The sequence below is a fragment of the Streptomyces bathyalis genome (genome assembly GCF_015910445.1).
GTDB lineage: Bacteria > Actinomycetota > Actinomycetes > Streptomycetales > Streptomycetaceae > Streptomyces > Streptomyces bathyalis.
In genome coordinates this window covers 3,376,832-3,398,977 of sequence record NZ_CP048882.1, presented here as the reverse complement: position 1 = coordinate 3,398,977, position 22,146 = coordinate 3,376,832, and the positions used below count along the sequence as shown (strand labels likewise).

Sequence of the window (22,146 nt, the reverse complement as noted above, 5' to 3'; positions counted from 1 at the left end):
ACTCTCCGGCGACGGCGGGTCGTCGGGGGCGTCCGTGTCCTTCACCACGAGCTCACCCGCTCGCGTACGAAGCGGGCGAGCAGCCGGTTCATGCCCTCGCCGAGTGTCGAGTCCAGGGCCTCCAGGAACCGCTCGGCGTCGTCCGGCTCCGCCACCAGCGGCGGGCTCACGACCAGCGGGCTCCGGCCGTTGAGGGTGTTGTAGGTGTACACGTCGTGCTTGCGGTACAGGGTGTGGATCACCGCGGCGGTGATGATCTTCGTGCGGATCAGCGGGTCCTTGGCCAGATCGCCCGCCGGCAGCTTGCCGATGAGGTCCAGCACCTTGGGGCCGCCGGAGAGGAAGACCCCGAACAGCGCACCGGCGCCGCGTACTTCGGAGATCAGCTGCGGGTACCGCTCGCGGAGCCGCTCCAGTCCCGGGCGGAGCACGGCCTCCAGCGCGCGGGCGCGTGCCGGGTAGTCGTCCTCGACCGCCACGGCGACGGCCTCGATGGCGGTCGCGGTCTCCTCGCCGAAGCCGTAGTACGTCGTACTCGTGCTCTGCATCATGGCGTCGGCCATGTTGTCGTAGGCCTTGCGGAAGACCGGTTCGCGCGCCACGTACGCGGAGACGGAGGACTTACCGCCGCCGAACGACTTGGAGGTCGTCACCACGTCCGGCACCAGGCCCTCGTACCGGGTGAAGTGGAACATGCTGCCGGTCTTGCCCCAGCCGGTGTAGATCTCGTCGAAGATCAGGACGATGTCCTCGGCGGTGCACAACTCACGCAGCTCACGCAGGAATTCCTCGGAGCACCAGCGGATCGTGGACGCGCTGAACGGTTCGATCAGGAGCGCGTACACGTCGCTGCGTCCGCGCTCGCCGCGGGTCTCCTCGATCACCTTGCGGACGGACGCGATGTCGCCGTACTCGAAGGTGCGGATGCCGGGGATCGTGGGGAACGCGAAGGTGTTCTGCGCGCTGCCCGTGAGCCCGCCGGAACCGAGCAGCTTGCCGTGGAAGCTGCAGTCCGCGCGCAGGACCGTCTGCCGCTTCCCGTCGTGGTACTTGTACGCGAGTTTGACGGCGCCCTCGACCGCCTCCGCCCCGGAGTTGGGCAGGAAGGAACGGTTCAGGTCACCGGGGAGGACCGCCGCGAGGTTGTGCCCCAGCGCCGCCAGGTACGGCGAGAAGTAGGTCTTGTGCACCTCCATGCGCCGCTGCTCCTGGAAGCGTTGGCGGGCGGCGAGGATGCGCGGGTGGTTGTGTCCGTGGTTGAGGACACCGACACCGCCGGTGAAGTCCAGGATCCTGCGGCCGTCACGTGTGTGGACGTAGGCGCCCTCGGCGTGGTCGACGAGCTCCCGGCCGAAGCCGAAGGAGGTCATCAGCCGGACCTGACTCTTGTTGATGTACGTGCGGTACAGGTCGTGCACGTGCTCGACGTCCAGCTTCTCGGCCTCTTCGAGGCTGATGAGATCTGCCATGGGTCCTTCCGATCGACGTTTTGGGTGCTCCGACATCTACGCAGGTGCCATGTCCCTGACCCATCGCTGTCACTGCGGCCCTCGTCCGCGGGATTCCGGACCCGGCGCCACTCCGTTCGACGGGCCGGGAATCCGGGGAGGCCGGTTGTCCCGGCTACCGTCCGCCCCCGCCCCCGCCCGTGGCCGCCGCTCTCACCGCGGCGTCTTCCGGACGGCTTCGGAGAGTTACGGCCCCGGGCATGAGAAATCCCCGCGTACCTGTGGCTGGATGTGCCCCCGTTCCCGTGTCCCTCGGCCCGGGGGATGTGTGACCGGGCGCCGCGCCCCCGCGGACAAGCTCTTGCCATGCCTTGGAGGTGTGCGGCTCGGTTCCCCTTCGCGGACGCCTCAGTTGAGCACAGGCCCGCTGTCAGAAACCTCGCAGCCGCTGACAGGTGTGTGTCAGCGACATGACATGTGTCAGTGGCATGACGGCGTTACCAGCCTGCGCCGACCGCTGCCGCACCGAGAAGATCGCCTGCTCCGGCACCGTTCGAGTCCCCCCAGCTCTTCGAAGGCTGTGGCTCGCCTCCTCGAGTCACTTCGACGCTTCGGTGAGCCGCCGCTGGTCCCACCGTGTGAGGCCGATGCTGGTCAGCACCGAGGCTTCGCCGTACCGGTCACCCTGTGCCCGCGCAGCGGCGAGGCCCACTCTGTGGCTTTCGATCCAGTCGCCCCAGTGTTTACGCAGGTTGAAGAAGCCCCACAGGATGGTCGGTAGCCGCCAGGCGATGGTGTACTCGCCCACCTCGAAGGCGAGCCGGACAGCGGCCATCAGATTGGCGCGCTCTGTCTCACACCACCGCAGCGCCTCCTCGTGCGAGGAGAAGGCAAGCGGTGCGCAGCCCTCCTCGGGCGGGTCGGGCGGACGGTGCTGGTGCCCGGGGTTGAGTATCCGCTCGGCCGCTTCGGCGGTGTGCATGTACCAGGACAGGACCCGATGCAGCGCGGCCAGCCGGGTCGGTTCGCTCTCCTCCGCCTCGGCCCGTTCCGCCGCGTACAGGCGCATCAGGTCGTGGAACCGGTAGCGGTACCGGCCGGCCCGCTCCAGCAGACCCCGGTCCGCCAGCCCCTCCATCAGCCGCCGCGCCTGGTCCGTGCCGACGCCGATGAGCACGGCCGCCGCCTCGGTGCTGATGTCGGGCCCGGGGTGCAGGCCGAGGACGCGGAAGGCGCCGGCGGCGGCCGTGTCGAGTGCGTCATAGGACCAGGAGAAGACTCCGCGAACCGCTGAGGTCTCGTCGTCGCCCACACTGAGCACGTCCAACCGGTCCCGCTCCACGGCGAGTTCGGCGACGAGGTCGTGCAGCGGGACGGAGCGCCCGGCCGCCGGGCCCGTCGGGTCACCCGGGCCGGACAGGTGGTGGATGCGTTCGGCGGCCAGGGCCAGGGCCAGGGGCATATGAGCGCACAGACCGGCGAGTTGCACGGCGGTGTCCGGCTCGGCCGCGATCCGGTCCTTGCCCAGGACACCGGCGAGCAAGGTGACCGACTCCTCGACGGACAGCCAGTTGAGGCCGACGCGGTAGGCGCCTTGCCGCACGGCCAAGCCGCGTAACTGGCTACGGCTGGTGACCAGGACCAGGCAGTGCGAGCCGGGCAGCAGCGGACGCACCTGCGCGGAGTCGCGCGCGTTGTCCAGCAGCACGAGCACCCGCCGGTCGGCCAGGGTGCTGCGCAACAGCGCGGAGCGGCCGTCCAGTTCCGGCGGGATCTGCTGCGCGGGAACGCCCAGCGCTTGCAGGAACATCTCCAGGACCGCGGTCGGCTCCACCGGAGCGCCCATGCCGTAGCCGCGGAGATCGGCGTAGAGCTGCCCGTCGGGAAACCGGTCGCGCACGCGGTGCGCCCAGTGCACCGCCAGGGTGGTCTTTCCGGCTCCCGCCGCCCCGTCGACCACGACGATCGCCGACTTCTGCGCGGACTGACCGTGTTCGGCGGGCAGCAGGCCGTCCAGTGTGGCGAGCTCCATGGTGCGGCCGGTGAAACAGGGGATGCCCGGCGGAAGCTGCTGCGGGCGGATCGGCGGCGACTGCACAGGTGGATCGGCGGCGGGATGGACGATCGTGCCGGCGACCGGCTCCAGCTCACCTGTGCCGCCGGCCTGGGAGGCGGTCGCGCCGCCGTCGAGGATGGACCGGTGCAGGTCCCGCAGCTCATCGCTGGGATCGAGCGCCAACTCGTCCCGGAGGATCGCGAGGACCTGCTGGTACGCCTCCAGGGCCTCGGCGCGGCGACCGCATCGGTGCAGGGCCAGGATCAGACGCTGCCAGCTCGCCTCGTGCAGCGGGTGGGCGGTCGTCAGCTTGCGCAGCTCGGGAATCAGCTCATGGTGCCGTCCCGCTGCCATCTCGAGGTCGATGCGGCACATCAGGGCGCTCAGCCATTCGTCGTTCAGCCGGGGCACCACCTCGCGGTCCAGCCACGGGGAGGCGACATCGGCGAACGGGTCGCCGCGACGGAGCGCCAGAGCTTCGCGCAGCAGAACCAGCTTCTCGCCGGAGTCGTTTCCGGCGGCTTCCGAGCGCCGGACGAGATCCCGGAACCGCAGCAGGTCCACGCTCTCGACCGGTACGCGCAGGGCATATCCGCCGGCTCTCGTCTGCACCAGATCGGGGCAGAGCAGGCGGCGCAGCCGTCTCACGCAGGTGTGCAGCGCGCCGCGTGCCCGTTCCACCGGGGTGTCTGCCCATAATCGATCGATCAGCGTGTCGCTGGAGACGACCTCGTTCGGCGACATCACCAGGCACGACAGGAGCACACGTAAGCGGCCTGCGGGTAACTGCACCACTCGCTGTCTGTGGCTCACCTCGAGTGGCCCCAGTACCTGGAAGTCGAACTCCTTGCACACCGCCGCCTCTGCAGGCGGGGCAGAAACCGATGACTGCATAGAGCAGATCCCCCGTGAAATGTCGCAGTTTATTGCCCGGCACTGACATCTGCCGTGTGTTTTACGACTGGATCCGGCACCCGGTTTGGTCAGTTGTGCTGTGCGGTCGTTTCATGCTTGTGTCCGGCTCCGCGGGCGACTGGAGCCGACCGTGCACCGGGTCCCGATGCCCCGCTCCCCTCCGGTCATCCGGCCGCCGCCTGTGCGGCAGAGCCCGCTCGTTCACGCGCCCTCGCACACTTCGTGCGCAGCTCCACCTGCACCTCTGCCCCGTGCCGCGCGTCTCCCGTACACCGGGCACGTACGCCGCCCGGGCTGCTGCGGCCCGGACGACCGAATACGGAACCGAAGCGACACAACGCCCGGAGAACCTACCGAACAACAACGGGTTCTGTCTCGTAATCGGAGGGTGACCGGGCTCGTCGGCATGCCGTGGGAGATCTCAACTCCTCTGTGAAGATGATCTTTTCCGGCTCTCGGCACTGGTCATCGAGGTGTGGTGGACGGGGGCGAGGCGATTCACCTGGCGGGCACGGCAGGGGCCCGCGTTGGACCCAGCGCTTCATCGGGTGCCCGGCGACGTGCGGCATGTGGAACGAGTCTGGGTTCACGCTGCGGCCTGCCCCACGAATCCGCAGCTCTCGTGAACTCGCAGCTTGACCTGGAGCGTGCTCCAGCAACGAGGATGGCGCCATGACATTACCCAAAATGGCCCTAGGGGCGATGTACTTCGGCACCAAGGTGGACGAACGGACCGCCTTCTCCATCCTCGACCGGTACGCCGAACTGGGCGGAGCCTTTATCGACACCTCCGACAACTACAGCTTCTGGATGTCCGAGACCGGCTTCGGCGGCCAGAGCGAGGCGCTGCTGGGCCGCTGGCTGGCGTCCAACCCCGGGGTTCGCGTCCGCCTCAGTACCAAGGTCGGCGCCCAGCCCACGCGGGTCGGCGGATTCCCCGACCACCTCGAAGGGCTGCGCGAGGACGTCGTTCGCGGAGCCATGGCAAAGAGCTTCGAGCGGCTGGGCGTGGACGCTGTGGACCTGTACTGGGCGCACGTCGAAGACCCGACCGTTCCGGTGGAGAACCTGGTCGAGACGTTCGGTGGCCTGGTCCGTGACGGCCTGACCGCTCGCTGGGGCGTGTCGAACCACCCGTCCTGGCTGCTCGAGCGGATCCGGGCCACCGCCGAACTTGCCGGCCACCCCCAACCAAGCGCGTACCAGCAGCGCTACTCCTACCTCCAGCCCGCCGGCGGCATGGCCGTTGAGGGCCAGCCGATCCCGCTGGGAATGCTGTCACCGGACGGCCTCGACTTCCTGCGACGCAACCCGTCGGTCGACGGCTGGGTCTACACCGCCACCCTCCTGGGCCGATACGACCGCAACGACCGCCCGCTCGAGACCGAGTACCGCCACCCCGGCACCGAACGACGGCTGGAGGCGCTGACGCGCGTCGCCACTGCGCGCGGGCTCCGACCGGGCCAAGTGGTCCTTGCTTGGCTGGCCTCCGGGAGCCCGGCGCTGACCCCGATCGTCGGAGTCAGCAGCGTCGAACAGGTCGAGCAGGCCGTGGTAGGCGCATCCACCGAACTCACCGAGGACGAACTGGCGGCGCTGAACGGCGCATAGGCGACGACGCCCACAACGACGGTGGGCCGGGTCTCCTGGACCCGGCCCACCGTCGTTGCACTTCACAAGCGGTAGCGGTGGGATTTGAACCCACGGAGGGTTGCCCCTCACTCGCTTTCGAGGCGAGCTCCTTCGGCCGCTCGGACACGCTACCGAGACGCACTCTAGCCCAACGGGTGCCGTGTGCCGAAATCCGTTCGGGGGAGAGGCCGCGGGGACCCCGTGCCGTCCCGTCAGCCGGGCGGCGGGACCTCAACAGGGGCCGGGGGAACCGCGGAAGAAGTCCTTGAGCAGTGCTCCGCATTCGTCGGCCAGCACCCCGTGGATCACCTCGGGGCGGTGGTTGAGCCGCCGGTCCCGTACGACGTCCCACAGCGAGCCCGCGGCGCCGGCCTTCGGGTCCACAGCGCCGTAGACGACGCGCTCCAGGCGCGACAGCACGCTCGCGCCCGCGCACATCGTGCACGGTTCCAGGGTGACCAGCAGGGTGCAGCCTTCCAGCCGCCACTCTCCGTGGAGGGTGGCCGCCGCCGCGCGGATCGCGATGATCTCCGCGTGTGCGGTGGGGTCGCCCCACGCCTCACGGGCGTTGTGACCGCTTCCGATCACCTCGCCGCCGGGGCCGAGAACCACGGCTCCCACCGGTACGTCGCCGCTCTCCCGTGCCCGTCCGGCCTCGTCGAGGGCGCGGCGCATCGGCTCCCGCCAGCGGTCGCGGACGGGGTCGGGCACGGGAGAGTCGGTCATGAGGCCAGTTTCCTACCGCCCCGCGGCGGCGCGGGCTACCGCACTGCCTCCAGGACGTCGGTGCAGCCCAGCGCGTCCGCGATCTCGCTCAGTGCGTCCTCGGGAGCGAGGGTGAGCAGCGTCTTGTCCTCCATTCCGAGGTCCGCGAGAAGGCCCGCGTCACCGAGGGGACCGATGGGTGCGCCCTCGGCCCCCTCCGGGCCGGTCTCGTCGCCGTCGGCTGTGTCCTTGGACTCCGGCTCACCGTCCTCGGTGCCGTCCAGGTCCACGAGCTGGTCCAGCGCGTCGGGGTTCTCCGGCTCGCGGCCGAGGAGCTCGTCCGAGAGGAGGATCTCGCCGTACGAGCTGCGCATGGCAGCGGCCGCGTTCGAGACGAAGACACGCGGGTCGTCCTCGCCCTCCACTCTTACGACGCCGAACCACTCGCCTTCCTGCTCGATGCAGGCCAGCACAGGCTCGTCGTCGGTCGCGGCCTCCCGGGCCAGGTCGGCCAGGTCGGCCAGGGTCTCCACATCGTCGAGCTCCGTGTCGCTCGCTTCCCACCCGTCTTCGGTGCGCGCGAGCAGTGCGGCGAAATACACCGTGACTCTCCCACTGGTTTCTGAGGTGCCCGATGGCTGCTGACGAGGACATCGCCCCGCCCCAATCGGCATCGTGGCAGAAACCGCGGCTGTGCGAAGGGTCTTCGACAGTGCGTCGTGCGGGTGTTTGCGCAGATCTCTTGTGCGGACCTTGTGATGAGAACGCAGTGTGACCGATTCTTGACCAGGTGTTGTGATTTGACTGTGTCTGTCCTGTGGGGTTTTCACGCTCTGCACATCATCGCTCTACCAACGGAACGTGCGCATCCGCATTGCCTGGCGCATGCGCGCGGTGCGGGTACGGCGAGGCTGCACTCTGTCGCGCAGCTCTCTCGCCTCGCTGCGCTCGCGCAGGAAGCGGGCCCGGCGGCGCAGGCGCTCCGTGCGCGCCTCCGTGGCGGGGGCACCGCCCGCCGTGCCGCTGTCGCGCGACTTGGCGGCGTTGCGTGCCGCGCTCACCTTCCGGTCGCGTGCGTGGCCGGGGTCACCGGCCGGGCGTGAGTTCCTGGCGTCACTGCCGTTCTGCGAGTCGGACATCTGTACACCTCCGGCTACTTGACCACCTTCCCCCGTCGCGCAGGGGTACGCCAGTACGAGCCGTACTCATGCCTCCGCTAGTGTCGGGCGCATGCGGATCCACGCCGTCGACCACCCGCTGGTGGCGCACAAGCTGTCCACGCTGCGCGACGAGCGCACCGACTCACCGACGTTCCGGCGCCTCGCCGACGAGTTGGTGACGCTGCTCGCCTATGAGGCGACGAGGGATGTGCGTACCGAGACGGTCGACATCACCACTCCCGTCACCGCCACCACGGGCGTGCGCCTGTCGCACCCGCGCCCCCTTGTCGTGCCGATCCTGCGCGCCGGGCTGGGCATGCTCGACGGCATGGTGCGGCTGCTCCCGACGGCCGAGGTCGGCTTCCTCGGCATGATCCGCGACGAGGAGACACTCCAGGCGTCCACCTACGCCAACCGGATGCCGGACGACCTCTCGGGGCGTCAGGTGTACGTGCTCGACCCGATGCTGGCGACCGGCGGCACGCTCATCGCCGCCATGCACGAGCTGATCCGGCGCGGCGCCGACGACGTGACGGCGATCTGCCTGCTGGCCGCGCCCGAGGGCGTACGCATGATGGAGCGCGAGCTCGAGGGGACTCCCGTGACGGTCGTGACGGCCTCGATCGACGAACGCCTCAACGAGAACGGCTACATCGTCCCGGGGCTCGGTGACGCGGGCGACCGGATGTACGGCACCGTGGGCTGACCCTCCGGCGGGCGCGTGCGCCCGCGTCTTCGGGCGACTCGTTCCCAGCCTGCACCGCCCGCCGGGCCCGCCGCCCGGAGCCTCGACCGCGTTCTCGCTGCTCGGCCGCCGACGCGGCTGTCGCGCCGTCAGTCCTTGCAGCGGCCGCGGGACGGGGACGGCTTCGGGTCGCTCAGAGCCGTCAGCGCCGCATCGGCTTCCTTCTCCTTGGCGAGCTTCTCGTACGCCTTGCCGATGATGAAGTCGACGTCTTCGCCCTTGCGGTCGTCGAACTGGTTCTCGACATCCTTGAACTGAGTGCCCAGCACCTTCAGACGGGCGTCGCCGTCCTCGCCGGGCGCTCCCATGAGGATGCCGGTGTTCTCGACCTTCTTGTCGAACTCCTTGGGCGCGTTCGTCACCTCGCCGATCTTGAAGCCGCGCTTCTCGAGCTTGTCGGCGATGGACTTGGCGAGACCGCTGCGGTCCGTGGCGTTGAGGACGTTGACCTTGATCGAGTCCGGTTCGGGAAGGTCGATCTTCTTGCCGTCACGCTTCGGGTTCCGCTTGTCGGCCTTCGCGTCGGTGGCGCAGTCCGCGCCTCCCGTGCCCTTTCCGCTGCTGCCGGCGGCGTTGGCGGAGGTGCCGCCGGAGAAGATGTCGATGAGTTGAAGCGTTCCCCACCCGCCGAGGGAGAGGGCACAGACGGAGGCGAGTGAGGCGAGCACGATCCTGCGACGGTTTCGGGGGCGGCGCATGCGGGGGTAGCGATTTCCCGTGATGCGGTACTTTCCGCCCATGCCGGGGGGAGTCAGCATGCTCATGGGCGCAGAGTAGTGCGGGATGCGGGCGATGCCTACTAGATGATCAATGGTTGTGACGTGGTGGCCCTGAAAGGGCTAGCGACGCTGACGCCGGGTCAGTCAAGTTCCAACACGCGTGCGTGCAGAACTTGTCGCTGCTGAAGGGCCGCTCGCACGGCGCGGTGCAGCCCGTCCTCCAGATAGAGGTCGCCGCTCCACTTCACGACGTGCGCGAAGAGATCCCCGTAGAACGTCGAATCCTCCGCCAGCAGGGTCTCGAGGTCGAGTTGACCCTTCGTCGTGACGAGCTGGTCGAGGCGCACCGGGCGTGGGGCCACGTCCGCCCACTGGCGGGTGCTTTCCCGGCCGTGGTCGGGGTACGGCCGCCCGTTTCCGATTCGCTTGAAGATCACACGGAAAGCCTACCGGGCCAGCGGCTCCGGGCGCAGCTTCCCGTGGTTCTTACAGGTGCACGTGGCGGGGCTGTGGGCTGCCCGGGGACGGACGCGAATAGGGGGGTGATGCGACGGGCGAAGGGGCCCGGGACGGGCGGCGGCGCCGGGGCAGGACGGGGCGCACGCGCCCGGTGCCCGCGCCGTGCGAGGGGTCACGAGGTATCGCACGGGCGGGCACCGGACGGCGGACGCCGAGGAGTGCACGGGCGCGCCGGTAATGGGCTCCGGCGCGCCCGTGCGCTTGCTTCAGGGAAGGTCGCTGACGTCCCGTGAGTAGTGCCCGACGGCGTTGGCGATCACCTTGATGTTGAGGTCGAATGCCTTCTTGTTGATGTTGTCGAGGTCGTCGCACTCCTGGTGGTAGCAGCCGTCGTACGCGGCATCCGCCTCGCCGCCCCACAGCTTCTGCTCCTCCGCGGTCTTGATGCCCTCCGCGCCCGTCTTCGAGCCGCCGCCCGGGATGCCCGCCTCGATGAAGGGGCCGTAGTCGGAGCGGCCGTCGAAGTCGGCGCCCCGCGTCTCCTCGCCCTGCGACTCGATGAAGTCGACGATGTCCTTCTCCAGTTGGCCCGAGCCCTCGGGGCCGGGGCCGGAGCCCTCGCCGTCGGAGTCGTCGCCGTCGTGGACGAAGAGTCCGTAGTTCGGAGAGGCGATCATGTCGAAGTTGAGGTAGAGCGCGATCTTGTCGCGTTCGGCGTCGGAGAGTTCGGAGACATAGTGGTCGGCGCCCTGGAGGCCGACCTCCTCCGCCGTCCACAGCGCGAAGCGCACCTTGTTGCCCTCGTGGCCGCCTCCGCTCCTGGTGCCGCCGGCACGGGCGAACTGGAGCGCGGTCTCGAGGATTCCGGCCGAGCCGGAGGCGTTGTCGTTGATGCCGGGGCCCTCGCTCACCGAGTCGAGGTGCGCGCCGAACATCGCCACCTTGTTCTCGTCGCCGCCCGGGGTCTCCGCGATGACGTTGGGCGTGCTGCGCGTCTCCTGGAACTCCCGCAGCTCCACGTTCACCGTGACCTCGCCCGAGCCGGCCTCGGCGGCGAGCGCACGGCCGTCCTTCTGGCTGATGCCGCCGGTCGGGATGACGCCGCTTTCCGGGTCTCCCAGGGTGCCGTTCAGTTCGCCCTCGGTGTTGTTGTAGATGACCGCCGCGACCGCGCCCGCGTCGGCGGCCGCCTTCTGCTTCTCGGCGAAGGTGCAGCCGCCGCGCTGGATCAGTGCGATCTTGCCGTCGAAGTCCCCGGCTGCGTAGTCGTCGGCCGTGCAGCCCGACGTCGCGTCCGCGTCCTCGGGGACGGGCGCCAGGGCGGCCTTCGTACCGCCCTCGGGGGTGCTCTTGGTGTACGTCATCAGCTTGACCGGCACGTCCCGCTCGTCGGGCGAGGTGACGGTCATCCTCTCGGCGAGGGTCTCGCGGTAGACGAAGTCGAAGTTCTGGTAGGTGACTTCGTAGCCCGCGGCCTTGAGCAGCGTGCCGGCGTACTTCGCGGACAGTTCGTGCCCCCGCGAACCGGCGGCGCGGTTCCCGTCGCTGTGACGTGCGATGGCCTGGAGGGCCTTGAGGTGCTTCATGGCGCCCTTGGCACCCGTCCGTCGGACGAGCTGCTTCGCCAGCCGGTCGCCCTCCTTGGCCGCGGAGGCCTTCTCGGCCGCCGAGGCGGACGCCTTGGCCGCCGCGGACGGGTCCGCCGCCGCGGGTGAGGCGGCGGCGGTCAGCAGCAGCGGTGTGGCGAGCGCGGTGGCGGCCACCGCGGCGAGCGAGCGGCGTCCGAGCCGTCGGCCCGGCCCGGTGACGGGTCTCGCGGGCGAACCGGCTGTTCGAGGCGGTACGTGCACAGTCGGGGTCCTTCCGGTGCGTACGGCGGCAGGCGGCACACCCGGGCCCGAGGCGTCCGGCCCGGTGTGCGCCATGTCCGGGTTACGGACGTGTCGTACCGAAAGCTAGCGGTCTCGGCGCCAACAGGGAACGCATGTGCGGCAGTTGGCCGTGACCGGCTGCGTCGCCCCTCGATGACCCGGATGGCCGAGCAGGGCCCGCGCCCCTGCCCCTGCCCTGCCCGTGCCCCGGACGGGCGCTCGGCCGGGCTTGCGACCGCCGGCCGTCCCGCACCAGGCGCGAAAGGCGCGAACCCTCGGCACCGGGCAACCGCCTCACAGCCCGGCGGCCGGCAGGATAGTTGAGGCCCGCAGCGCGGACTGCGCGGTACGGGCCTCGATGGGGGTCTGCTGTCTCGTCAGCTCCTCACGCGCATGCGGGCCGCCGCGGAGGCGTCCTCCTTGAAGGCCCACCCCAGCTTCGGCTCCATCGCGAAGCGGAATACCCGCTGGACGGGCGGTGTGCACAGCGCGGTGATCAGCGCGGCCGCGATGCAGGTCACCCCTATCGCGCCCAACGGCGTGTGCACCCAGTCCACTTCGTACCAGTCCCCGAAGCGGGAGCCCTTGGCGACGAAGCCGTGCAGCAGGTACCCGTAGAGGGTGCCGGCGCCCAGAGCCGTGAACCACATGTGGCGGCCCGGGACCCAGGCCAGGAAGCACGCGGTGAGCACCATCGAGCAGCCGAAGAGCGCGAAGGTCATGATGACGCCGACCCACCACGGGGCGCCCATCTCCTGTGCGCTGTTGTAGTGGTAGAACCACGCGGCGTTCATGCGCTCCACCGCCCAGTACGCCACGACCAGAGCGACCGCCATCACCGGCAGCGACAGCAGCCGTGCCCGGCGGCCGCGCACCAGGTCGAAGTGCTCGGGCTTGAGGAAGAGCCCGATGACGAAGAACGGCAGGAACTGCAGCACGCGTTGGAGGTCCATGTCGTCGCCGATGTCCGGCGAGATGGACGCCAGCACGGCCACCGCGAGGGCGAGGGCGACGGGCCAGCGCACCGTCTTCCACAGCGGTGTCGTCAGGCGCCAGATGAACAACGCGCCCAGGAACCAGGTCAGATACCAGGGGTCGAGCAGGCTGATCGGGTACGTCGGGTCGTCGTCGGCCCACCGCTTGAAGAGGGTGTAGGCGACCTCGAAGAGGACGTACGGCACGGCCACGCCCGTCAACAGCCGCTTGAGCTGGTGCGGTTTGCCCTGGAAGCTGCGCGAGAAGTAGCCGGAGATCACCATGAACGCCGGCATGTGGAAGGTGTAGACGAAGACGTAGAGGGCGCCCGCGGCGCGTGAGCCGTCCCGCAGCGGCTCCCAGGAATGACCGAGCGCGACCAGCACGATCGCCAGGTACTTGGCGTTGTCGAAGTACGGGTCGCGCTGCTTTTCCTTGGGCTGCTTCGGTGCGGCGGCCTCTGGCGGCCTGCCGGGTGCCGGGCCGTGCCGTGCCTCCCCGTTCTCCGGGCGGTGCGGCGCGGCGGGTTCGGCTGCCGGGGGGAGGGGAGTCCGGGCCGCTGTCCGCGATTGCAGTTCCTGTCTCACGGGACCTCCCTGGGAGGCCGTGAGGGACAGCGGACAGGAGCGGTGAAAGGGGAGGGGCTGAGCATCGGGTTCACTGTAATAGTGCTGCTCGGGCTCACCAATTCGCCCTGTGCGGCCGCATTTTGACCGCGCGAAAGGTCCGCGGCGTCAGTTCTCGGGGAGCCGGCCGGAGGGTGGAAGGGGCGGACGGGGACGGGCCGGGTGCGTCTCTTCCGGGGAACGGGGGTTCGTCGCACTCGTGTCAGGGTCATGGCATACGGATTCCCCCGAACTCCCGTTCCGTGCCTGCCAGTTGTCCGAACCCCAGTTTCCCGCCCGACCGGCCCCGGTCGCGGACGGATCCGCGGAGTTCTCAGGCGGCCGCTGCCTTCTCCCCGTCCTCGTCCGCCCCGTGCTGCCGGTCCGTCTCCCGCTCCCCGCCCGTCTCCCGCTCCCCGCCCGTCGTCTTCCGCCTCGCCTCCGCCTCCGGCGTGGCCTCCGCGGGCGCGAGTCCGAGCTCCGTACGGGCGTCGTCCGTGAGACGGCGTGCGTGGTGCAGCCCGATCGACTCCAGGGCCCGTCGCAGCTCGTCGAGGTCCGCGGAGGTACGGCCGGGCTCACGGCCGAGACGGGAGTGCGACTTGATCAGCCCGAGACGCGCCAGCGCCTCCCCCCGCCGCTCGCCGATGACGAGGAACTCCGAGCGCGCCTGCTCGTACATCCTGCGGGCCTCGGAGTAACGGCGGGCCCGGTAGAGGACGTTGCCGCGCATCTTGTGGTTGTAGGCGAGCGCGCCGGCGAGATTCATGGCGCGGCACAGCTCTGCGGCCTCGGAGAGCAGAGCGAGCGCGCGCTCCGTGTCGCCGTCGCGCACGGAGACGAGGTCGGCGACGCCGCGGAGCGCCCAGGCGCGGCCCCGGCGGTCGTCCGCCTCCTCGGCGATGGCGGCGGCCTCCTCGAACATCGCGAGCGCGGAGTCGTAGGCGCCGGTGTTGCGGCGCATCTGGGCGATGCCCTCCAGCGCCCACACCATGTGGCGGGCCTCTCCGCGTTCGCGCGCCTCGGCGAGCAGTTGCTCGTGCAGCTCGTCGACGGCCTCGTAGTCGCCCTGGATGCGACCGGTCTCCGCCAGCCCGGCGATCGCGTAGCCGCGGGCGAGTATGTCGCCGTCGCGCTCGCCCAGTTCGGCGGAGAGGGTGAGCAGTCTTCGGGCGAGCGGCATCGCGCCGCGCTGGCGGGCGAGGGTGCCTCCGCTCCATGCCGCCCAGGCCATCGCGCCCGCGTCGCCCGCGCTGCGGGCCGTCCGGTAGCTCGCCTTCCAAGCCCGGTCCGCCTCACCGGTGTTGCCGAGCCGCCGGTGCGCCTCGGCGACGGCGAGGGAGCAGCGTGCCGCCTCCTGCCGGGTGCCCTCCCGTTCGGCGGCGCGCAACTGCTCGGTCGCACGGACGAGTACGTCGGCCAGCGAGGAGTTGACCGACAGTGACCCGAGAGCGCCCTGGTACTCGGGTGCGAATGCCTTGCCGTACATGCCCATCCCTTCCGCGGTCCCGTGAGGGCCCGATCGCCGGCCCAGCTATACACAGGGGGTATACATCGCGTGTATAGACGTCGTGCGGGGCGTACGGGTTGAGCGGTACGGATGTGAATTCCGAAACGAATCAAGGGCGTTGGGCAAGGCCCGCACAGCCGCCCTGGTGGCCGCTTGGGCAGTGGTCCGTGGGCTTATATGACTGTTTTCCGCAATGGATACGGCACTCGGACGTCGGGTAGTGCTGAGCCCGACCGGGGGCGGGAGGCGGACACACCGGGGTGTGCCGGCCGCGTCGCGGAGGGCTCGGCGCCGCCCCCGGCAGAGCGTGCGGCGCAGCCTCGTACGAGGCCGCGGGAGACAACGTGAGAAAGGCCGGGGCGCATCGGTGACAGCGGGCAACCCCTTCCAACTGCCGGACTTCTACATGCCGTATCCGGCGCGGCTCAACCCGCATCTGGAGCAGGCACGGGCGCACTCCACCGCGTGGGCGCGCGAGATGGGCATGCTGGAGGGCTCCGGCATCTGGGACCAGGACGATCTCGAAGCCCACGACTACGCGCTGCTGTGCGCCTACACGCATCCCGACGCCACGGCTGCCGACCTCTCGCTCGTCACCGACTGGTACGTGTGGGTCTTCTTCTTCGACGACCACTTCCTGGAGAGGTTCAAGCGCACCCCCGACCGTGAGGGTGGCAAGCAACACCTCGACAGGCTCGCCGAGTTCATGCCGATGGACCTGTCCGCGGAGATGCCCGGACCGGAGAACCCCGTCGAGGCGGGTCTGGCGGACCTTTGGACCCGTACGGTTCCGCGCATGCCGGACGGCTGGCGGGCCCGGTTCGCGGAGAGCACCGAGAATCTGCTGGGCGAGTCCCTGTGGGAGCTGTCCAACATCGGCGCGCACCGCGTACCCAACCCCGTCGAGTACATCGAGATGCGGCGCAAGGTGGGCGGCGCGCCCTGGTCCGCCGGTCTCGTCGAGTACGTGACGGGCGCCGAGGTGCCGGGACCGATCGCCGCGTCACGGCCGATGCGCGTGCTGCGCGACGCCTTCTCCGACGCCGTCCATCTGCGCAACGACCTCTTCTCGTACCAGCGGGAGGTCGAGGACGAGGGGGAGAACAGCAACGGCGTGCTCGTGCTGGAGCGCTTCCTGGAGTGCACGACGCAGGAGGCGGCCGACGCCGTCAACGACCTGCTGACCTCGCGTCTGCAGCAGTTCGAGAACACGGCGCTGACCGAACTCGCCCCGCTCTTCGCGGAGTCGGGACTCGATCCGAGGGAGTGCGCGGGCGTGCTCGCGTACGTCAAGGGACTCCAGGACTGGCAGTCGGGCGGCCACGAGTGGCACATGCGCTCCAGCCGCTACATGAACGAGGGCGGCGCGGGAGCGAGCGGCGGGACTGCCGCCGGCGGGCTGCTGCCGCCCGGCCCGTCCCGCCCGCTGCCCGAGCCGTGGCTGGGGCCGAGCGGGCTGGGTTCGTCCGCGGCCAGGCCCGCTGCGGCGAGCGGCGTGCGCACCACGCCGCGGGCCGAGTCCGCCCGTGTCCGCAGCTTCACCCACGTCCCGTACCGGCAGGTGGGCCCCTCTCAACTGCCCGATTTCTGCATGCCGTTCACGGCCCGGCTCAGTCCGCACCTGGAGCGGGCGCGGCGCAACGTCGTGGACTGGGCGCACCGTACGGGCATCCTCCAGCCGCAGCCCGGCGTGCCCCTCTCCCACGTGTGGGACGAGCGCCGGCTCATCGACAACGACCTGCCGCTGTGCGCCGCGGGCATCCATCCGGACGCCTCACCGGACGAACTCGACCTGAGTTCCGCATGGTTGGCGTGGGGCACGTACGGCGACGACTACTACCCGGTGGTCTACGGACGCCCCCGCGACCTGGCCGGCGCCAAGGCCGCCACCGACCGGCTCCCCGCGTTCATGCCCCTCGACGACCCGTCCGCGACCCCGCCGTCTTCCACAGCGCTGGAACGCGGGCTCGCCGACCTGTGGTTCCGTACGGCCGGACCGATGGCGCCCGACGCGCGCCGCGCCCTGCGCCGGGCCATCGAGGACATGACCGGCAGCTGGCTGTGGGAACTGGCCAACCAGACGCAGAACCGCATCCCCGACCCCGTCGACTACATCGAGATGCGGCGCCTGACCTTCGGCTCGGACCTGACGATGAGCCTGTGCCGCCTGGCGCACGGCGGGAGCATCCCGCCGGAGATCCACCGCAGCGGGACCATGCGTTCGCTGGAGAACGCCGCCTGCGACTACGCGGCCCTGCTCAACGACGTCTTCTCGTACCAGAAGGAGATCGAGTACGAGGGCGAGATCCACAACGGCATCCTCGTCGTGCAGAACTTCTTCGACTGCGACTACCCGGCCGCGCTCGGCGTCGTCCACGACCTGATGACGTCGCGGATGCGTCAGTTCCAGCACGTGGCGGCACACGAACTCCCAGTCCTGTGCGACGACTTCGGACTCGACGAGGACGCGCGCCGCTCCCTCGGCTCGTACGTCGAGGACCTGGAGAACTGGCTGTCGGGCATCAAGGTCTGGCACGAGGGATGCCGCCGCTACCGCGAGGAGGACCTCCGGCGCGCCCACGACCCGCAACACACCCCGAGGGGCCTGGGCACCTCGGCGGCCCGTGTCCCCCAGCCCGTGGGGCGGGGGATGTGACCGGAACAGGGGACCGCGCCCGTCCGCCCCCCGCGGCGTGGACGGGCGCGACCCCCTTCGGTGGACCGGCCGGTCAGCGCGTCAGCTGTCGCTGCTCTCGCCGCTGCTGTTCTTCTCGCTCTTGCCGTCGTCCTGCGTGGCGCACCAGGCGCGGACCTTCTTCAGGCCCTCCTCGCGGTCCTTCAGCCTGACCTTGAGTTCGCGGCGGTCGTCGAGGCGGTCGTTCAGGAAGTCGGCGATGACGCCGTGGCCGGCCTTCTTCGCGTTCTCGATGCGCTTCTCCAGGCGGTCGATGGACCCGCGCGTGCGCAGACCGCCGTCGAGCCGGTTCTGGACGCGGTCGATGCGCTTGTCGATCTTCGGGGCGTGCTTGCACAGCGCCTTGGCGCCGTCGGCCTTGGGCGCGTGCTTCGCGAGCCGCTTCTTGGCCTTGCCGTGGCGCTTCTTGGCCTTGTCATGCCGGTCCTTGGCCGTCTGGGCCTGCGTCTGCGAGCTGTCGGCGGACACCGGACTCGCGTCGCTGCCGGCGACCGCCGCGGCGGCACCGCCCGTCGCGAGCAGCGCTGCGACGGTGGACAGGGCGACGACGGTTCCCTTCGTTTTCCTCATGACGGTCTCTCCTCCTTGTCGGGACGGCACGAGTGCGGATCGCCCGCGCGGTCCCGGACGTTAGAGGCCCTCTTTGTGAATTCCCTGTGAGCCGGAAGCCGTCCCGATCAGCCAGTCCCGCTGTGCGGGAAGCCGCGGGTCCGCCGCGCTCGCCTCGCGGGGCGCCAGCGGGATGCGCACCTCGACGCGCGTGCCCTGACGGCCGTCCGGCCGCTCCCGTATCTCGACCGTCGCCCGGTGCAGCGCCGCCTGCTGCGCGACGAGAGTGAGGCCGAGTCCCGAACCGCTGCTCTCGGCGCCGCGCCGGAAGCGCTGGAAGACCGCCGCGCGCTGCTCCTGCGGGATGCCGGGGCCTTCGTCGTCGACGGTGAGGATCGCGACGGGTCCCGCCGGTGACGCGTACGGGCGCACCGCGACCTCGACGGCGCCCGCTGCTTCGCCGTACAGGTTCCGTCGCCCGTGCGTCAGCGCGTTGCCGATGAGGTTGTCGAGCAGCGAGCGCAGGCCGGGCTCCCAGCCGTGGACGGTCAGTCCCGGTTCGGCGGCGGCCAGGCTCACCGCCGCCGTACGGTCCCGTCGCCCGGCGTCCGCCACCGCCGCCTCGGCCACCTCACCCAGGTCCAGTGGCCCGAACGCGTCCGCCTCGACGAGGTCGCCCTGCCCCAGCTCCCGCAGCATCACCAGCAGGCCCAGCAGCCGGGAGTGCTCCCGCCGCAGATCCTCCAGGACCTCGTCGCGGTCCTCGCCCGCCAGTTCGGGATGGGTGGAGAGGATCTCCAGATTGGTCTGCATGCTCATCAGCGGGGTTCGCAGTTCGTGCGCGGCCGACGACGAGAAGGACCTCGCGGTGGCCAGCGCCTGCTTCGTGCGTCCGGCCTGCTCGTCGTAGCGCGCGAGCACCGTCCGCAGCGTCTCCGCGAGGTCGTCGACCTCGGTGATCCCCGTCGGGGTGTGTTCGAGCCGTGACGTGTCCGAGCGCGGATCCAGGCCGCTGGTGCGCCGCTGCAGCCTCCGCAGCGGACGGCTCGCACGCGAGGCCGCGGCCCACGCCAGCAGCGCCGAGACCGGCGCGGCGACAAGCGCGACGCCCACCACCCGCCGCCGTACGAAGGCGAGTTGGGCCCTTCCGGTGGTGTCGGGGGAGAAGAGCCACAGCGTGCCGTCGACCCCGGCCCTCTTGCCCTGCACCGGCACCGAGAGCACCCGCCAGCTGTCCACCCTGCGCTTGCGCGGCATGCCCTCCGGTGTGCCCTTGCCCCGCTCCTGGACGGTGACGGGGCGCGGCGCGGCCTTGGGCAGCCGCGTACGGGCATCTGGCTGCGGACCCCCGGAGAAGGTGCCGTCCGGGCCCACGACGCGGATGCCCACGTCGAGGGCCGCCGCGTAGAGCCTCCGCTCACGTATCTGTTCGGCACGCGGCTTGTCCGATGAGACGACGCGCAGCAGCCGCCGTGCGTCCTTCTTCACCACGGCGGCGCGCTCACGCAGATGCGCGTCCTGTTCGGCGTGCAGGTCGCGCGAGACCAGCGCGAACAGCAGCCAGCCGGAAGCGAGCACGAGCAGGGGCACGGTGACGCCGACCGCCAGCGCGATGCGTGTGGAGAGCTTCATCTTCACGGGCGTGCCCCTTACTTCTCCTCGCGCAGTACGAAGCCGACGCCCCGCACGGTCTGCAGCAGCCGCGGCCGTCCGCCGCTCTCGGTCTTGCGGCGCAGATAGCTGATGAACGTGTCGACGGCGTCCGTCCGCACCTCGAAGTCGTAGCCCCAGACGCGTTCCAGCAGCTGGTCCCTCGTGAGGACGATGCCGGCGTTGCGGGCGAGTACGAGGAGGAGTTCGAACTCCCGGCGGGTAAGCGGCAGCGGATCACCCTCGCGGTGCGCCTCGCGGGTCGCCGGGTTCAGTACGAGGCCGCCGACGCGCACGGCCTCGGCGGCTCCCGGTATCGCACCCGGTCCGGAGGCGTCCGCCGCCCCGTGGCCGGGTCCCGGACCGGCACCCGCGATCCCGCCGCCCCCCGCTCCGCCCGCCGCGGCGCCTCCCGCACCCGGGGCCGGTGCCCGCCTGCGCAGCAGCGCGTCCAGGCGCAGCACCAGCTCCTGGAGCGCGAACGGCTTGACCAGATAGTCGTCGCCGCCCGCCTGGAGCCCCGCTATGCGGTCGGCGGTCTCGTCGAGCGCGGAGAGCATCAGCACGGGTACGTCGTCGCCGCCGTCGCGCAGCGACTGGCACACCTGGATCCCGTTCACGTCCGGCATCGAGATGTCGAGCACGACGACGTCGGCGGGCCGCTCCCGCATGAGAGACAGGGCGCGGCGGCCGCCCTCGGCCAGTTCGACGGCGAACCCGTTGAGCCGCAGTCCGCGGCTCAGCGAGCGCCGGATCGCCGCGTCGTCGTCGACGACCAGGACCCGTCCGCGGTCGCCGCCCGCCGGGACGGGGGCTCCGGCGGCTCCCGCCGCACCGGGCGCTCCCGCCGCACCGGCCGCTCCGGGCGCCGCTGCCCGGCCCGACCAGGCCCCCGCAGCTCCGTTCGCGCTCATGGTCCTCCCCTTCCGCCTCCCGCCCCGCCTGCCGTGTGCCGCTTGTCCGTGCAGTCTGGCGTGCGCACCTTCCGGCCCGCGAGCCCCCTTCACCCCGCCCTTCCCCTTGATCGACGTTTGCCGCTCCGCAATCGTGCGTACAAGGGGTTTACGGGACAGGGACCCACCGCCCCGGGAGCCCACCGGACTGGGCGCGATGGCGGGAGCGCGCGGCGTGCGGTGAGCGGGCGAACACCGGGCGGGGTGGGACGAGGTTGACCGGCGGCCGGGCGCGGGCACGGCCGGGAAGATCAGGCGGCGGAGGTTTCGGGATGGCAGCAGGACCGCGCGTACTGGGCATCGTCCTGGCAGGCGGCGAGGGCAAGCGACTGATGCCGCTCACGGCGGACCGCGCCAAGCCCGCGGTGCCCTTCGGCGGCGTCTACCGGCTGGTGGACTTCGTACTGTCGAACCTCGTCAACGGCGGGATCACCCGCATCGCGGTCCTCACCCAGTACAAGTCGCACTCGCTCGACCGGCACATTTCGACCACGTGGCGGCTCACGGGCCTGCAGGGCGACTACGTGACGCCCGTCCCCGCGCAGCAGCGCCTCGGCCCGCGCTGGTTCATGGGCAGCGCCGACGCGATCTACCAGTCGCTCAACCTCATCCACGACGAACAGCCCGACTACGTCGTCGTCTTCGGCGCCGACCACGTCTACCGCATGGACCCGCGGCAGATGCTCCGCCAGCACATCGCGGGCGGCGCGGGTGTGACGGTCGCGGGCATCAAGGTGCCGCGGGACCAGGCGAGTTCGTTCGGGGTGATCAACACGGATCAGGGGAGCGAGCGCGTCAAGGAATTCCTGGAGAAGCCCGAGGACCCGCCCGTACTGGCCGGGGACCCGGACCACGTGTTCGCCTCGATGGGCAACTACATCTTCTCCACCGACGTTCTCCTCGACGCCCTGCGGAGGGACGCGGAGGACGAGGACTCCGTCCACGACATGGGCGGCAGCATCCTCCCGCTGCTCACCGACCGGGGCCAGGCGCAGGTCTACGACTTCGACGACAACGAGGTCCCGGGCGAGAGCGAACGCGACCACGGCTACTGGCGCGACGTCGGGACCCTCGACGCGTACTACGACGCGCACATGGATCTGATCTCGACCGAGCCCGTCTTCAACCTCTACAACCGGTCCTGGCCCATCTTCACGAACCAGGCCCAGCTGCCCCCGGCGAAGTTCATCGCCGGGGGCATCGCGAGCGAGTCGATGGTCAGCACGGGCTCGATAATCGCTGGTCAAGTGACCGGATCGGTCCTGGCGCCCGGTGTCGTCGTCGAGGAGGGCGCCGTGGTGCAGGGTGCCGTGCTGCTTCCGGGCGTGCGGGTGGGCCGCAACGCGGTGGTGCGTCAGGCCATCCTCGACAAGAACGTCGTGGTGCCCGAGGGAGGGACCGTAGGCGTCAACGCCGAACACGACGCCGAGTACTGCACGGTGTCGGCCGACGGCATCGTGGCGCTGGGCAAGGGGCAGCAGGTGCGGCTGTGAGCGTCG

At 70.5% G+C, this 22,146-nt stretch carries 17 protein-coding genes and 1 tRNA gene; 4 read left to right on the top strand and 14 right to left on the bottom strand.

Annotated features, from left to right (window positions below; translation table 11 throughout):
* Window positions 1-41: 41 nt before the first annotated feature.
* Together G4Z16_RS14755 and G4Z16_RS14750 are read right to left on the bottom strand one after the other, a co-directional pair.
* Window positions 42-1,469 (bottom strand): aspartate aminotransferase family protein, encoded by a 1,428-nt coding sequence (locus G4Z16_RS14755; protein ID WP_197351229.1) that lies wholly within the window; start codon window positions 1,467-1,469, stop codon window positions 42-44.
* 577 nt (window positions 1,470-2,046) lie between these two features.
* Complete coding sequence (locus G4Z16_RS14750) at window positions 2,047-4,398, bottom strand: AfsR/SARP family transcriptional regulator (RefSeq protein ID WP_281393696.1); 2,352 nt, start codon at window positions 4,396-4,398, stop codon at window positions 2,047-2,049.
* Window positions 4,399-5,091: 693 nt separating this feature from the next.
* Here G4Z16_RS14750 and G4Z16_RS14745 point away from each other — a divergent pair.
* Window positions 5,092-6,030, top strand: coding sequence for an aldo/keto reductase (locus G4Z16_RS14745; RefSeq protein WP_197351225.1), 939 nt, complete (start codon window positions 5,092-5,094; stop codon window positions 6,028-6,030).
* A 69-nt stretch (window positions 6,031-6,099) separates the two neighbouring features.
* Here the strand turns inward: G4Z16_RS14745 and G4Z16_RS14740 are convergent.
* The 4 genes from G4Z16_RS14740 to G4Z16_RS14725 form a co-directional block, all read right to left on the bottom strand.
* A tRNA-Ser gene (locus G4Z16_RS14740) sits at window positions 6,100-6,184 on the bottom strand.
* 98 nt (window positions 6,185-6,282) lie between these two features.
* Window positions 6,283-6,777 (bottom strand): tRNA adenosine(34) deaminase TadA, encoded by a 495-nt coding sequence (gene tadA / locus G4Z16_RS14735; protein ID WP_197351223.1) that lies wholly within the window; start codon window positions 6,775-6,777, stop codon window positions 6,283-6,285.
* A gap of 35 nt (window positions 6,778-6,812) precedes the next feature.
* A complete protein-coding gene (locus tag G4Z16_RS14730) occupies window positions 6,813-7,358 on the bottom strand; it encodes a tRNA adenosine deaminase-associated protein (protein WP_197351221.1) in 546 nt (181 codons plus the stop codon).
* Window positions 7,359-7,604: 246 nt separating this feature from the next.
* Window positions 7,605-7,895 (bottom strand): hypothetical protein, encoded by a 291-nt coding sequence (locus G4Z16_RS14725; protein ID WP_246530860.1) that lies wholly within the window; start codon window positions 7,893-7,895, stop codon window positions 7,605-7,607.
* A gap of 91 nt (window positions 7,896-7,986) precedes the next feature.
* On the opposite strand from G4Z16_RS14725, the gene upp reads away from it, so the two are divergent.
* On the top strand, window positions 7,987-8,622 hold the full coding sequence (gene upp, locus G4Z16_RS14720; RefSeq protein WP_197351219.1) for a uracil phosphoribosyltransferase: 636 nt from the start codon (window positions 7,987-7,989) through the stop codon (window positions 8,620-8,622).
* A 128-nt stretch (window positions 8,623-8,750) separates the two neighbouring features.
* Here upp and G4Z16_RS14715 read toward each other — a convergent pair whose 3' ends face one another.
* The 5 genes from G4Z16_RS14715 to G4Z16_RS14695 all read right to left on the bottom strand — a co-directional run bounded on the left by G4Z16_RS14715 (window position 8,751) and on the right by G4Z16_RS14695 (window position 14,779).
* On the bottom strand, window positions 8,751-9,425 hold the full coding sequence (locus tag G4Z16_RS14715) for a LytR C-terminal domain-containing protein (RefSeq protein ID WP_197351217.1): 675 nt from the start codon (window positions 9,423-9,425) through the stop codon (window positions 8,751-8,753).
* A gap of 95 nt (window positions 9,426-9,520) precedes the next feature.
* A complete protein-coding gene (locus G4Z16_RS14710) occupies window positions 9,521-9,817 on the bottom strand; it encodes a type II toxin-antitoxin system VapB family antitoxin (RefSeq protein WP_028438603.1) in 297 nt (98 codons plus the stop codon).
* A gap of 288 nt (window positions 9,818-10,105) precedes the next feature.
* Complete coding sequence (locus G4Z16_RS14705; RefSeq protein ID WP_246530859.1) at window positions 10,106-11,602, bottom strand: M28 family peptidase; 1,497 nt, start codon at window positions 11,600-11,602, stop codon at window positions 10,106-10,108.
* Window positions 11,603-12,087: 485 nt separating this feature from the next.
* The gene (locus G4Z16_RS14700) at window positions 12,088-13,272 is read right to left on the bottom strand and encodes an acyltransferase family protein (protein WP_246530858.1); all 1,185 of its coding nucleotides are present in this window, start codon (window positions 13,270-13,272) and stop codon (window positions 12,088-12,090) included.
* 352 nt (window positions 13,273-13,624) lie between these two features.
* Window positions 13,625-14,779, bottom strand: coding sequence for a tetratricopeptide repeat protein (locus G4Z16_RS14695; RefSeq protein WP_197351214.1), 1,155 nt, complete (start codon window positions 14,777-14,779; stop codon window positions 13,625-13,627).
* Window positions 14,780-15,206: 427 nt separating this feature from the next.
* On the opposite strand from G4Z16_RS14695, the gene G4Z16_RS14690 reads away from it, so the two are divergent.
* Window positions 15,207-17,456, top strand: a complete 2,250-nt coding sequence (locus G4Z16_RS14690) for a terpene synthase family protein (protein ID WP_197354597.1) — start codon at window positions 15,207-15,209, stop codon at window positions 17,454-17,456.
* A gap of 81 nt (window positions 17,457-17,537) precedes the next feature.
* Here G4Z16_RS14690 and G4Z16_RS14685 read toward each other — a convergent pair whose 3' ends face one another.
* The 3 genes from G4Z16_RS14685 to G4Z16_RS14675 are packed head-to-tail and all read right to left on the bottom strand — an operon-like array spanning window position 17,538 to window position 20,608.
* Window positions 17,538-18,065 carry a hypothetical protein gene (locus G4Z16_RS14685; RefSeq protein WP_197351212.1) on the bottom strand — a complete coding sequence of 176 codons (528 nt, stop codon included), beginning with the start codon at window positions 18,063-18,065 and terminating at the stop codon, window positions 17,538-17,540.
* Between the two features lie 60 nt (window positions 18,066-18,125).
* Window positions 18,126-19,676 carry a sensor histidine kinase gene (locus G4Z16_RS14680; protein ID WP_197354595.1) on the bottom strand — a complete coding sequence of 517 codons (1,551 nt, stop codon included), beginning with the start codon at window positions 19,674-19,676 and terminating at the stop codon, window positions 18,126-18,128.
* Window positions 19,677-19,693: 17 nt separating this feature from the next.
* Window positions 19,694-20,608, bottom strand: a complete 915-nt coding sequence (locus G4Z16_RS14675) for a response regulator transcription factor (protein WP_197351210.1) — start codon at window positions 20,606-20,608, stop codon at window positions 19,694-19,696.
* A gap of 311 nt (window positions 20,609-20,919) precedes the next feature.
* Here G4Z16_RS14675 and glgC point away from each other — a divergent pair, with 311 nt between their 5' ends.
* Entirely contained in the window at window positions 20,920-22,140 is a 1,221-nt protein-coding gene (gene glgC / locus G4Z16_RS14670) for a glucose-1-phosphate adenylyltransferase (protein WP_197351209.1), read from the top strand.
* Window positions 22,141-22,146: the final 6 nt, after the last annotated feature.